Annotated in this window: 12 protein-coding genes; 7 read left to right on the forward strand and 5 right to left on the reverse strand. The window is 72.0% G+C overall.

The features are described 5' to 3' along the window. Positions 1-128: 128 nt before the first annotated feature. Positions 129-1,706 carry a M1 family metallopeptidase gene (locus IPT68_RS03040; RefSeq protein WP_228040215.1) on the reverse strand — a complete coding sequence of 526 codons (1,578 nt, stop codon included), beginning with the start codon at positions 1,704-1,706 and terminating at the stop codon, positions 129-131. Between the two features lie 546 nt (positions 1,707-2,252). Between IPT68_RS03040 and IPT68_RS03045 the strand changes: the two genes are divergently transcribed. Both IPT68_RS03045 and IPT68_RS03050 read left to right on the forward strand, forming a co-directional pair. Then, positions 2,253-2,942: a CAP domain-containing protein gene (locus tag IPT68_RS03045; RefSeq protein WP_189700710.1), complete on the forward strand. Its 690-nt coding sequence runs from the start codon at positions 2,253-2,255 to the stop codon at positions 2,940-2,942. Positions 2,943-3,383: 441 nt separating this feature from the next. After that, positions 3,384-3,797: a hypothetical protein gene (locus tag IPT68_RS03050; protein ID WP_189700768.1), complete on the forward strand. Its 414-nt coding sequence runs from the start codon at positions 3,384-3,386 to the stop codon at positions 3,795-3,797. Positions 3,798-3,926: 129 nt separating this feature from the next. Here IPT68_RS03050 and IPT68_RS03055 read toward each other — a convergent pair whose 3' ends face one another. Continuing rightward, positions 3,927-4,628: a ribonuclease H family protein gene (locus tag IPT68_RS03055; RefSeq protein ID WP_189700709.1), complete on the reverse strand. Its 702-nt coding sequence runs from the start codon at positions 4,626-4,628 to the stop codon at positions 3,927-3,929. Between the two features lie 45 nt (positions 4,629-4,673). Next, positions 4,674-5,474 (reverse strand): VOC family protein, encoded by an 801-nt coding sequence (locus tag IPT68_RS03060; RefSeq protein WP_189700708.1) that lies wholly within the window; start codon positions 5,472-5,474, stop codon positions 4,674-4,676. 191 nt (positions 5,475-5,665) lie between these two features. On the opposite strand from IPT68_RS03060, the gene IPT68_RS03065 reads away from it, so the two are divergent. Then, the gene (locus tag IPT68_RS03065; protein ID WP_189700763.1) at positions 5,666-6,667 is read left to right on the forward strand and encodes a zinc-binding alcohol dehydrogenase family protein; all 1,002 of its coding nucleotides are present in this window, start codon (positions 5,666-5,668) and stop codon (positions 6,665-6,667) included. 41 nt (positions 6,668-6,708) lie between these two features. Here IPT68_RS03065 and IPT68_RS03070 read toward each other — a convergent pair whose 3' ends face one another. Beyond that, complete coding sequence (locus IPT68_RS03070; protein ID WP_189700707.1) at positions 6,709-7,908, reverse strand: esterase-like activity of phytase family protein; 1,200 nt, start codon at positions 7,906-7,908, stop codon at positions 6,709-6,711. Between the two features lie 183 nt (positions 7,909-8,091). Here IPT68_RS03070 and IPT68_RS03075 point away from each other — a divergent pair, with 183 nt between their 5' ends. Further along, complete coding sequence (locus IPT68_RS03075) at positions 8,092-8,970, forward strand: SGNH/GDSL hydrolase family protein (protein ID WP_228040221.1); 879 nt, start codon at positions 8,092-8,094, stop codon at positions 8,968-8,970. A 204-nt stretch (positions 8,971-9,174) separates the two neighbouring features. Here the strand turns inward: IPT68_RS03075 and IPT68_RS03080 are convergent, their stop codons facing one another. Continuing rightward, complete coding sequence (locus tag IPT68_RS03080; protein ID WP_189700705.1) at positions 9,175-9,657, reverse strand: VOC family protein; 483 nt, start codon at positions 9,655-9,657, stop codon at positions 9,175-9,177. Positions 9,658-9,779: 122 nt separating this feature from the next. Between IPT68_RS03080 and IPT68_RS03085 the strand changes: the two genes are divergently transcribed. The 3 genes from IPT68_RS03085 to IPT68_RS03095 all read left to right on the forward strand — a co-directional run bounded on the left by IPT68_RS03085 (position 9,780) and on the right by IPT68_RS03095 (position 12,353). Further along, the gene (locus tag IPT68_RS03085; protein WP_189700704.1) at positions 9,780-10,991 is read left to right on the forward strand and encodes an epoxide hydrolase family protein; all 1,212 of its coding nucleotides are present in this window, start codon (positions 9,780-9,782) and stop codon (positions 10,989-10,991) included. A gap of 115 nt (positions 10,992-11,106) precedes the next feature. After that, a complete protein-coding gene (locus IPT68_RS03090; RefSeq protein ID WP_189700703.1) occupies positions 11,107-11,748 on the forward strand; it encodes an ATP-dependent Clp protease proteolytic subunit in 642 nt (213 codons plus the stop codon). A gap of 2 nt (positions 11,749-11,750) precedes the next feature. Beyond that, on the forward strand, positions 11,751-12,353 hold the full coding sequence (locus IPT68_RS03095) for a ClpP family protease (RefSeq protein ID WP_189700702.1): 603 nt from the start codon (positions 11,751-11,753) through the stop codon (positions 12,351-12,353). The last annotated feature ends 14 nt before the right edge of the window (positions 12,354-12,367 follow it).

The raw sequence follows: 12,367 nt of genomic DNA on the forward strand, positions 1-12,367 counted from the left end.
CAACCGTCACCGGGCTGGACCAGCCGCCCGCCACAGGCCACCCGGTCAGCGGCAGTACGTCCGCCCGGGCGTGCACGACCCTGCGCCCCCTTACCGATCGGTACGGTCCGGCACCGTCGGCGCGCTGTTCAGTACTGGACCGGGTCCACCTCCCAGTCGGGACGGCCCGGCATCGGCGGGGTCCGCTCCCCGTACAGCCACGCGTTCAGGAACGGCGTCAGGTCCTCGCCGGCCACCTCGGACGCGAGCCTGACGAAGTCCCGGGTGCCGGCCACCCGGCCGCGGTACCTCTTCACCCACGACCGCTCGATCCGGTCGAACGTCTCTTCGCCGACCTTCTCCCTGAGGGCGTACAGCACGAGCGCCGAGCCGTCGTACCGCATCACCTTGAACAGGGTCGGCTCGGTGGGTTCCGCGGGTGCCCCGGCGTCATGGCGCCACTGGTCGTGCTGCTCGTACGCCGACCGCATCGCGTCCTCGATGTCCACGCCGCCGTGGGCGTCGGAGTAGAGCCGCTCGTAGAAGCGGGCGTGTCCCTCGCTCAGCCACAGGTCGGACCATCGGCGGATGGCGACGCTGTTGCCGGTCCACTGGTGCGCCAGCTCGTGCACGAGGTCGCGTTCGGCGTCGACCCGGTCGGACAGCAGGTCGCCCCGCGGCAGCACGGACAGCGCCTGCGTCTCCAGCGCCACCGGCAGGTCGGTGTCCCCGACCAGGACGCCGTAGCGGCGGAAGGGGTACGGGCCGAGCCTGCGTTCCAGCCAGGTCAGGTGCTCCGAGGTGAGGGAGCGGTGCGTCTCGGTGTCGGTGACCAGGCCCTGCGGGACCACGTCCCGCACGGGCAGACCGCGCGGGCCGGTGCGGTCGACGAAGGCGAACCTCCCGATCGCCAGCTGCATCAGCTGCGCCGCGACCGGATGCTCCGAGTCGTACGTCCACCGGACCCGTCCGTCCGGTCGCCGGGCCCGCTCGACGAGCCGCCCGTTGGCCACCGCGCTGAGGCCCGGCGGGGTGGTGATGCGGAAGGTGACCGGCGCCCGCAGGCTGGGGTGGTCGTTCACCGGGAAGATCATCTTGGCGCCGTTGGGCTGCGCGCACACCACGGTGCCGTCGGGCGTGGGCACCCAGCCGTAGGCCTGGATCGCGTCGCCGCGCTGCCGCTGCTGGGTCGGGTCGGCGGTGTAGGCGACCCGCACGGTGAAGGCCTTGCCCCGGGGGATCGGCCGCGCGGGGGTGACGACGAGTTCGTCGCCGTCGCGTACGGCGGTCGCCCGTGCGCCGCCGACCGTGACGGTGTGCAACGTGTTGCCCGCGAAGTCGAGGTTGAAGCGGGACAGCGCCTGGGTGGCGGTGGCACTGACGGTGGTGCGGGCGGCGAAGGGCTTGCGCGGGGCGCGCCAGTCGAAGTCGAGCGTGTAGCGGCGGACCGTGTAGCCCCCGTTGCCGTCGAGCGGCATCAGCGGGTCGCCGATGCCCGGCGCGCCGGGGGTCGGGGCCGGGCCGGAGGAGGGGCCGCCGGACGGACCGTGGACGGGGTCGCCGCGGTGTGCGGTGGTCCGGGGGTCGCCGAAGGGAAGCACGCCGACGAGGACGGCGACGCAGGTGATGCAGCCCGCGCCGGCCAGGGCGAGGGCGAGGGACGTGCGGCGGGGGCGCCGCTGCCCGTCCGGCCCTTCCTCCGGGGAGCTGGTCATCGGCCTGTTCACGGCAGCAACCGTCGGGGGTCGCGGCAGCCGACCGTCGTGATCGTCATGGGGCGCACTATGCCAGCAAGATGTCCGTAAATCGGTTCATATGCGCGCGCCTTCCATCCGTGCGGACTACACCCCCGCACGAAAAAGGTTGCAACCGCTCACAGTGACATCCCTCACGCGGCCTGTGCGCATCAACGTGGCTCGGTAGTACGACGGACCTGGGCGATATAGAGGGACTTGCCGCACTGAATCAGACAAACGGCGCGCCTGGCCCACCACGATGAGCCCGGCAGGGCCCCGTCACGCCACCCACCCGGCGCACGCCACGCCTTGACGGCACGTCAGGCGCCGCTCCGGTTCCGGCGAGCCGGGTGAGCACACCCACGCGCCCGGTTCAAGGGCGATCGGGGTCTACGACGCGGGGTAGTAGTGGGCCTCGTTGCCCCCTACTCACGCCCGTCTTAACAATGACGGCCCCAGAAGGCGTCACCGCAGGTCAGACGCGGCTTCAGGCCGCGCCGGGCCCGGAGGCGACCCGCGACGATGGAGCGAGGTCCCATGAAGCACCGCAGGAAGACGCGCCACCGGCACATAGCCGTCGCCGCCGTCGCCCTCACCGCCCTGGCGGTACCGTCCGCCGCCATGGCCTGTTGGGACGACGGCAGCGCGGAGGCCACCGAGTCCGCCAGGCCCTACGGCCAGTGGCGGAACTGGGTGAACGCGTCCGACTACCGGCAGACCACCGTGCCGCCGCGCACCAGCGTGCCGGACTCGACGGCCGGCGCCGGGAGCGGCGCGCCCACCACGGCGCCGAGCACCCCCAGCGCGCCGACCACGGCCCCGAGCACCCCCAGCGCGCCCGCCACGGCGTCCAGCGCCGCACAGCGCGTCGTCGAGCTGGTGAACAGTGAGCGCGCCAAGGCCGGTTGCTCCGCCGTGAAGGTGAACGCGAAGCTCACGCAGGCCGCCCAGGACCACAGCGCCGACATGGCGAGCCGCCGGACCATGTCGCACACGGGCTCCGACGGCTCGGACCCGGGCCGGCGGATCACGGCCGCCGGGTACACCTGGCAGACGTACGGCGAGAACGTCGCATATGGATACAGCACCCCGGAGCAGGTCATGGCGGGCTGGATGTCCAGCCCCGGCCACAAGCGGAACATCCTGAACTGCACGTTCAAGGAGATAGGCGTCGGCCTCGCACAGCCCGGCAACTACTGGACACAGGACTTCGGCACCGCCCGCTGAAGCAATCGACCTGCTGCCGCCCCGGGACTGGTTCCCGGGGCGGCAGCGGCATGAGCAGCCGCCTTTTGTGCAGCTTCACACACATGGATCGCATGCAGCCCGATACGGCCATCTGCACGTCTATTCAACCAATTTTCACGAATTCCAGAATTCGCCTGTTTCAAGATGCCGCGCACGGCGTGCGGGGCTAACGTCAAGGGTGAGAGCCGCAAACGGGGGCTCGCCCCCGGCCGGCAAGGTTCCTGCACAGCGAGGACCGCGACCGTAGCGCCGCACGCGTGACACGGCGCGGAAACCATAGGCGGCGTCGGCGGCCGAGAGGTTGCTTCTCACATTTTGCGGCGACGCCCATGACCGCGCCGCTCGCCACATCAGCTATGGCCGCGGCCGTTCCTCTCGTGCGTGGGAGCAGCGCGAGACGATGGAAGGAAAGGTAAAACCATGCGATCACATCGCGCGAGGCGTCTCATCGCGGCGTCTGCCACCACCGTCCTGATGGCCGGCGGCGCAGCGATCGGCACAGCGGGCACGGCCTCGGCCGGTGTCGAGACCGGCCACGACTACAACTACTCGTCGTACGACGACGACCATGGCTCATGGGACGACGACGACGACGATTACGACGGCTGGGACCGTGACTACGACGACGATGACGATTGGGACGACAACGGTCACGACGGTCGTGGCGACAACGGTCGCGACGGTCGTGGCGACAACGGTCACGACGGTCGTGGCGACAACGGTCGTGGCGGCAACGGCGGCCACGACGGCGGCGGTGGCAATGGCCACGGCGACGGCGGCGGCGGCGGTGGCAATGGCCACGGCGGCGGCGGTGGCGGCGGCGGCGGTCGCTGACAGCTGTCCCAGCGGTACCAAGGCGATGCGCGACTCCCTTGCGGGGGCCGCGCATTGCGGGTTTCAGCGTCGGTCGACCCGTCCCTGCCGCGGCGGGCCGAGGCGGTCAGTGCGTGTTCCCGGATCCGGTCACTGACCGTCGGCCGTACGGCACTCCGGGTGGCCCCAGCCCTGGGCGTTCTTGGCGATCTGCTCGCCGGCCGCGTAGGCGCGCCCGCACACGCACCGGCCGGGGAACTTGGCCTTGAGGGTGCGGGCGGAACCGCCGCCCTTGCGGGTCGTCCTGGCCGTGGGTGACCTGCGCCGCGGGGCGGTCGGCGGGACGTCCGGGGCGGACGGCGGCTCCGGTGAGCCCAGGCCGCTGCCCGCGGGCTGCTGCGCGGAGGCGGCCTGGCTGGCCGCACGGTCGGCGAAGTCGTTCAGCGGATCGCCGTCGACCTGGTGGGCGGGGACGTAGCGGAACTCCACCGCGCGGCCGTCGAGCAGCTCGTCGATGCGGACGACCAGGTCCTGGTTGGCGACCGGCTTGCCGGCGGAGGTCTTCCAGCCGTTGCGCTTCCAGCCGGGCAGCCAGGAGGTGACGGCCTTCATCGCGTACTGGGAGTCCATCCGGATCTCCAGCGGGACGTCCGGGTCCGTCGCCGTCAGCAACCGCTCCAGCGCGGTCAGTTCGGCGACGTTGTTCGTGGCCCGGCCCAGCGGACCGGCTTCCCACCGGGTGGGGGTCTCGCCCTCGTCCGCGACGACCCAGGCCCAGCCGGCCGGTCCGGGGTTTCCCTTCGAAGCCCCGTCGCACGCGGCCACCACTCGTTCACGCATGCGTCCGATCATGCCATGAACGGGCCAGGCCCCTGATCGGAGCGGGGGCCGGGCCGGTCAGGAGGCGTCGCTCAGGTCCGGCATCTCCCCGACGGTGGTCGTGGTGTCGATCACCGAGAAGTTGGCGCCCTGCGGGTCGCTGATCGCGGCGAACCGCCCGAACGGGCTGTCCATCGGCCCGAACCGCAGCACGCCGCCCAGCTCCGTCGCCCGCGCCACGGCGTCGTCGCAGTCGGTGACGGTGAAGTAGACGTTGATGTAGTGCGGTGCCTCGGGCGGGAACTCGTCGGTCATCTTCATCCGGCCCAGGACGGGATTGCCCCCCAGGTTGAAGATCCGGAAGTCGACGCCGTCGTCCTCCATCTGCTGCGCCGTGTACGGGAAGACCGCGCAGAAGAAGGTGTCGGACTTCTCGGGTTCACGGGTGAAGACCTCCGCCCAGCAGTAGGCGCCCGGCTGCTCCATGGGCGCCTCGAACCCCTTGTGGGTGCCCGGTTGCCACACGCCGAAGACGACACCGGTCGGGTCACCGGCCAGGCACATGCTGCCGGCGTCCCCCACCCGCACGGGTTCCATCAGCACCTGGCCGCCCCTGTCACGGATTCGGCCGGCCGTGGCGACGACGTCCCGTGACGCGAAGTACAGACACCACTGCGCCTGGCTCTCCTGGCCGGGCATGGGCGGTACCACGGCGGCGACCGCCTTGCCGTTGGCGTAGGCCTGGCTGTAGGTGCCGAGGTCCGTCTCCACCTCGCCGAAGGTCCAGCCGAGGACGTCGCCGTAGAAGGCCTTGGCTCCCTCGACGTCGCTGTGCATCGCGTCGGCCCACATGGGAGTTCCCTCTGGTTGCACCGCCATGGCCGTGGCCCTTCCGGATGGGTGGGGTGGTCCGATTCCTCACGCTAGCCACCGGCCGGGGGACCCGCGCGCCGAACGCGCCCTTCAGCCCCAGACTGGGAAGGGATCCGGTCGAAGGGGGCCGGACACCGCGGGCAGGGGGGTTCTTCCGGAAAGCGGGGCGCGCGATGACGGTGCCGGTCGGAGCGACGATGCGGGCGTGGTCGGTCGTGGTGCCGGGACCGGTGGAGGCGGGCGGCCTGCGGCCCGTCGTCAAGCCCGTGCCGGTGCCCGGAGAGGACGAGTTGTTGGTGCGGGTACGGGCGTGCGGAGTGTGCCGTACCGATCTGCATGTCACCGAGGGCGACCTGCCCGTGCGCCGACCGGGGGTCACGCCGGGGCACGAGGTGGTGGGTGTGGTGGCCGGCTCCGGTGCGGCTGTGCGCGGTTTCGTCACCGGGGAGCGGGTGGGGGTGGCGTGGCTGCGCCGCACGGACGGCAGCTGCGCCCACTGTGCGCGCGGCGCCGAGAACCTCTGCCCGGCCTCCCGGTACACGGGCTGGGACGCCGACGGCGGATACGCCGAGTACACGACCGTGCCGGCGGCGTTCGCGCACCGGCTGCCGGCCGGTCTCGACGACGTGGCGGCGGCGCCGCTGCTGTGTGCCGGCATCATCGGGTACCGGGCCCTCAGGCGCGCCTCACTGCCGCCGGGCGGACGGCTCGGTCTGTACGGCTTCGGGGGCAGCGCGCATCTGTGCGCGCAGGTGGCGCTCTCGGAAGGCGCCAGGGTGCACGTCCTGACCCGCGGCGCGGCGGCGCGGCGGCTGGCGCTCGAGCTGGGGGCGGCCTCGGTGGGCGACGCCCACGATGTGCCGCCGGAGCCGCTGGACAGCGCGATCCTGTTCGCCCCGGCCGGCGAGCTGGTCCCGGTGGCGCTGCGGGCGCTGGACCGGGGCGGGGTTCTGTCCATCGCCGGCATCCACCTCAGCGACATCCCGCCGCTGCGCTACGAGAGCGAGCTGTTCTACGAGAAGGAGGTGCGCAGCGTCACCTCCAACACGCGCCAGGACGCCCGCGAGTTCCTGGCGCTGGCGGCGCGGCACGACGTGCGGGCGACGACGCACGTCTATCCGATGGCCCGGGCGGCACAGGCGCTGGCGGACCTGAAGGCGGGGCGGTTCGACGGGGCGGCGGTACTGGTGAACGACTGAGGACCGGCCGCACGGGGCAGCCGGTCCGAATCAGGCGTACCTCACCGGAAGGCGCGCCGGTCGGCGTGCAGGCGGTCCGTCAGCCGGATGGTGATGAACTCGTTGTTGTCGGCCTTGCCCGGCGTACGGCCGGACGAGAACGGGAAGTTGTTGTCGTTCAGCACGGCCAGCGTCCGGTCGTCGAGCAGGACGACGTCCTCGATCGTGGTGAACGGGAAGCGGAACGTCTCGCCGAAGCCGCCGAGTCCCTCGGGGTTGGCGATGTCCAGCAGGTCGGCGACCAGCGTCTTGTCCATCACGCCGTCGCCGTCGCGGTCGCGGGTGTCGGCGAGGTAGATGCGCTTGAACCGGGCCGCGTCGCCCTGGCCGCCGTCGCGCTCGATGACCAGGAAGCGGTGCCGGTCGACGGCGACGGCGTCACCGATGGCGTGCGCGGCCGACTCCAGCCGGTAGACGAACCGCTTGCCGGTGTAGGCACGCGTGCGCAGGTCGAACTCGTTGAATCGCAGGTCGCCGGGCGTGTCGCCGGTGACGGTGCCTTCCAGCAGCGGGTAAAGCCGGCGGCCGTCGACGGAGCGGACCAGACCCTCGAAGCCCTTGCTGCTGCCGATGGTCGGCTGGGCCCCGCCCAGGTAGGGGTTCTCGGGAGCCTTGACGCCCTCCAGCGCGACGGGCGCGTCGAGCAGCCGCCCCTTGGCGTCGAAGTGCAGCAGGAACGGGCCGAACTCGTCACCCGTCCAGTACGTGCCGTCGGCGACCCGTACGAGCGACTCGACGTCGAAGTCGGCGCCGGTCAGCACGCGGTCGGCGCGGGTGAGCGCGAACGGCACCTTGCGGTACGGGTCGCTCAGGTTGAACCCGCCCAGCACCCGGACCGTGCCCGTCTTCACGTCCGGCTCGATGCGGTGGACGCGCAGCAGGTAGTCGGCGCTGTTGGCCTTGTTGCCGTAACCGTTGTCGGACAGCACGTCGAAGGTGCCGTCGTGCCGGTCGACGATGCCGCTGAAACCCTGGACGGGCTGGTCGGCGAAGGGTGCCGCGATGCCGTTGAAGGGGCCGGTGCCGATGAGCGCGCCGGACGGCTCGCTGTCCGGAACGAACGTCTCGGCCGGCAGCGAGGCGAACCCGGTGAGCGTGGCACGCCCGAAGTCGCCGTTCGCGGAGTCGTTTCCGGCCACCGCGGGAGAGGCCAGCGCCACGGTCAGAACGGCGGCGCTGAGCAAGATCGAAGGTCTTCTCATGGCGGGCACCGTAGAGACACCGTATGACCAGTGCGCCAACGCGGGAAGACGAAACCGGACACGCGTGCGGTCGGGGTCGGCCGCGGCGTGTCCGACGCATGCCTTCCCGCGCCCGGCGGGCTGTGCTTGCCTGGGGTGCCTTGTCGGTGGCGGGGCGGGAGTTGCCGTCTCCTGGCCGGTGCCGTGTTGCTCGGCGCTTGCGGGGATCCGGCGTCCCGGCCGGAGGCCGCGCCGCCCGCGCCCGCCGCGCCCTTTGAGCGCGAGGCGTCCGGGGCGCCGGCCACCACCCGGCAGCGCGCCCCCCGCCCGCCCGCCGAGGCGCCCGGGGTGCTGTATCTCGGCGACTCGCTGGCCATGGAGAACCAGGAGGTCCTCGGCCGGGAACTCCGCCGGGACCTGCAGGCCACGTACACGAGCGCGCCCTACTCCGGGACCACCCCGTGCGACTACCTGGAGGGCACCGGCGAGCGCTCCCTCGTTCCGGACGCCGACAAGGCGGCGGCGCTGGTGCGCTCGCTGCGCCCGGACTTCGTGGTGCTCCAGTTCTGGGGCAACGCCTGGGGTTACACGCCCTGCATGGACGGCATCACCTACGACGCGGCACGCGGGCGCTACCTGGAGCGGTACGCCGCCGACGTGCGGCGGCTCGCCGAGCAGATCGACGCGGCGGCCCGCGACCGGCCGACGCGGATCGTCTGGGTGCTGCAGGGACCGGACCCGATCACGCCCGACCGGGTGCGGCGCGTGAACGCCGTGTACGAGGAGCGGTCCGCGGCCGCCGGCGACCTGGTCGCCGACGCGGGCCGGGCGGTGAGTGCGGCCGGGTCCCGTTACACGTGGACGCAGTACCTGCCCTGCACCGCGTACGAGCGGGCCCACCCCGGCTACTGCACCCGGCCGGGCAGCGACCGTACCGCGCTGCACCGGGACGACGACTACCTGCACTTCTGTCTGGCGCCCACGACGTCCACCCCGAAGCCGTGCCCGGTGCGCTCGCCGGGGATCCTGCGCATCGCGCGGGAGATCACGCGGGTGGTCGGCGAAGCGGCCGGCGCCGGATGACGCACGACACCCGTCCGCCGCTCGCCGAGAACTCACGGCACGTGATCAGTCAGGTACTGGCCGAGCGCGGGTGAAGGGACCTCCCCGCGGGACGGGGCCCGGCCCACCGCTGCGGACGGAGACGACCCCGGCTCCCGGCGGCGTGCCGGGAGCGGGCCGCGTCCGTGCGACGGCGTGGCGACGGGCCCCTCCCCCGCCTCGTGGTCACCCGCCCGCGTGGGCCGTGCGCACGGCGGCGATGTCGAGCTTGCCCATCGACATCATCGCCTGCGTGGCGCGCTGCGCCTTCTCCGGGTCCGGGTCGGTGACCAGCTCGATCAACCCGTCGGGGATGACCTGCCAGGACACGCCGTACTTGTCCTTCAGCCAGCCGCAGGGGCCGGGCTCGCCGCCGCCCTCGGTGAGCCTGGTCCAGTAGTAGTCGACCTCCTCCTGGTCGTCGCAGAAGATCTGGAAGGAGATCGCCTCGCTGAACGTGAACTGCGGTCCGCCGTTGAGCGCGACGAAGTTCTGGCCGTTGACCGTGAACTCCACCGTCATCACCGAACCGGCGGGCTGGAACGCGCCCTCGCCGTAGCGTGCGACGCGGCCGATGCTGGAGTTCTTGAAGATCGAGACGTAGTGGTGTGCGGCTTCCTCGGCCTTGCCGTCGAACCAGAGACACGTGGTGAGACCGTCGGTGGCCATGGGCACCTCCTGTGCGGGGAGTGTTGTCATCCATATCGACCGGTGAAAGGCCACGAAACTCATCGGCCGCGTCCGCGAGACGTCCGGCGGCCCCGGCGGCCCGCCGAACTAGCATCGCGACCATGACGACGTCCTCGCCGCCCGACGGCATCCGGCCCTTCCGTCTCGACATCCCGCAGCGCGACCTCGACGACCTGTACGAGCGCCTCGACCGCACCCGTTGGCCGGACGAGCTGCCCGGTGCCGGCTGGGCGTACGGCGTGCCCGGCGGCTATCTGCGCGAGCTCGTCCGGTACTGGCGGCACACGTACGACTGGCGTGCGGCCGAGGCGCGGCTCAACGAGTGGCCGCAGTTCACCACCACGATCGACGGGGCGAACGTCCACTTCGCGCACGTCCGCTCCCCCGAGCCGGACGCCACCCCGCTGATCGTCACGCACGGCTGGCCGGGCTCGATCGTGGAGTTCCTGGACGTGGTGGGCCCGTTGACCGACCCGGCCGCGCACGGCGGCGATCCGGCCGACGCGTTCCACGTCGTCCTGCCGAGCATCCCCGGCTTCGGGCTGTCCGGGCCGACCCGGGACTCCGGCTGGGAGGCGGGCCGGGTCGCCGACGCGTGGGCCGAGCTGATGGGCCGGCTCGGCTACGAGCGGTTCGGGGCGCAGGGCGGTGACTGGGGCGCGGCGATCTCCCGTGAGCTGGGCCGCGCCCACCCCGGCCGGGTGATCGGCGTCCATCTGAACCTGCTGCCGGGAGCGCAGGCGGTCACCGAGCCGACCGGTGACGAACTGGCGGGACTCGGGACCGAGGACCGGGAACGGACGCTGGCCTCGTGGCGCCGGTGGAGCGCGTGGTCGCGGGAGGGCACGGGGTACGCCGTGCTGCAGTCCACCCGGCCGCACACGCTGGCGTACGCGCTGACCGACTCGCCCGTCGGTCAGCTCGCCTGGATCGTCGAGAAGTTCAGGGAGTGGACGGACTCCGAGGAACTGCCCGAGGAGGCCGTCGACCGGGACCGGCTGCTCACCAACGTGATGCTGTACTGGCTGACCGGGACGGCCGGTTCGTCCGCGCGGATCTACTACGAGCGGGCGCACACGCACGAGGGCCGCAGGGCCGAGCCGCAGGAGCCGTCGACCGCGCCGACCGCCCTCGCGCTGTTCCCGGCCGAACTGCAGGTCCCCCTGCGGCACAAGGCGGACCGCACGGAGAACATCGTGCGCTGGACGGAGTTCGACCGGGGCGGGCACTTCGCGGCGATGGAGGAGCCGGACCTGCTGGTGGGGGACGTGCGGGCGTTCTTCCGGCAGCTGCGCGAGAAGCAGGGCGGATGAGCGCTCTGCCCGTGGCGAATCTGCCGCGGGCAGAGAAAGCAGCCACGGGCGGGGTCCCGGGCCGACAGTGGGCATCGCACCACACGCTCGAACGCCCACGACCCGAGGAGCGCCCATGTCTCCACGTACTGTCCTGTCGCCGCCCCGTGCCGAGGAGGGCGACACACCGCCCACCCGGTTCGACGACCACCTGGCCGCCCAGCTGCTCGGGCAGCGCATCGTCCTGCTGGGCACCCAGGTGGACGAGGTCTCCGCCAACCGGGTCTGCGCCCAGCTGCTGCTGCTGTCGGCGGAGGACCCGCGCACCGACATCGGCCTGTTCATCAACAGCCCGGGCGGCTCGGTGCACGCGGGGCTCGCCATCTACGACACCATGCGGCTGATCCCCAACGACGTCTCCACGCTCGCCATGGGGTTCGCCGCCAGCATGGGGCAGTTCCTGCTCAGCGTGGGCGCGCCCGGCAAGCGCTACGCGCTGCCCAACGCCCGCATCATGATGCACCAGCCGTCGGCCGGGATCGGCGGCACGACCGCCGACATCGAGATCCAGGCGGAGAACCTGGAGTTCACCAAGCGGACCATCGAGCGGATCACCGCGGAGCACACCGGGCAGAGCCCGGAGACCATCTCCCGGGACGGCGACCGCGACCGCTGGTTCACGGCCGAGCAGGCCAGGGAGTACGGCTTGGTCGACCGGGTCGTGGAGTCCTTTGCCGACGTCCGCCCGGCCGCCGCACGACGACGGACGGGGCTGTAGTCATGGGGACGTACACGATTCCGAACGTCGTCGAGCGCACCCCCCAGGGCGAGCGGTCGTACGACGTGTTCAGCCGGCTGCTGTCGGAGCGGATCGTCTTCCTCGGCACCGAGATCGACGACGGCGTGGCCAACGTCGTCATCGCGCAACTGCTGCACCTGGAGTCGGCGGCCCCGGAGAACGAGATCGCGATCTACATCAACTCCCCCGGCGGCTCGTACACCTCGCTGATGGCGATCTACGACACGATGACGTTCGTGCAGGCGCCCATCTCGACGTTCTGCGTCGGGCAGGCGGCTTCCACGGCGGCCGTGCTGCTGGCCGGCGGGGATCCGGGGCGGCGGTTCGTGCTGGAGCACGCGCGGGTGCTGCTCGGGCAGCCGGCCAGTGCCGGGCGGCAGGGCACGGTGTCCGATCTGGCGCTCCAGGCCCAGGAGATGGTGCGGATCCGCGCCCAGGTCGAGGAGGTGCTGGCCCGGCACACTCACCACGACATCGCGACCCTGCGCGCCGACATGGACCGCGACACGGTGTTCACCGCGCGGGAGGCGGTGGCGTACGGGCTGGCCGACGAGGTGCTGAGCCGGCGCCTCGTGCGGGTCTGAGCCGTGCGGGTCCG

This window comes from Streptomyces chromofuscus (genome assembly GCF_015160875.1).
In the GTDB taxonomy this organism is placed as follows: Bacteria; Actinomycetota; Actinomycetes; order Streptomycetales; family Streptomycetaceae; genus Streptomyces; species Streptomyces chromofuscus.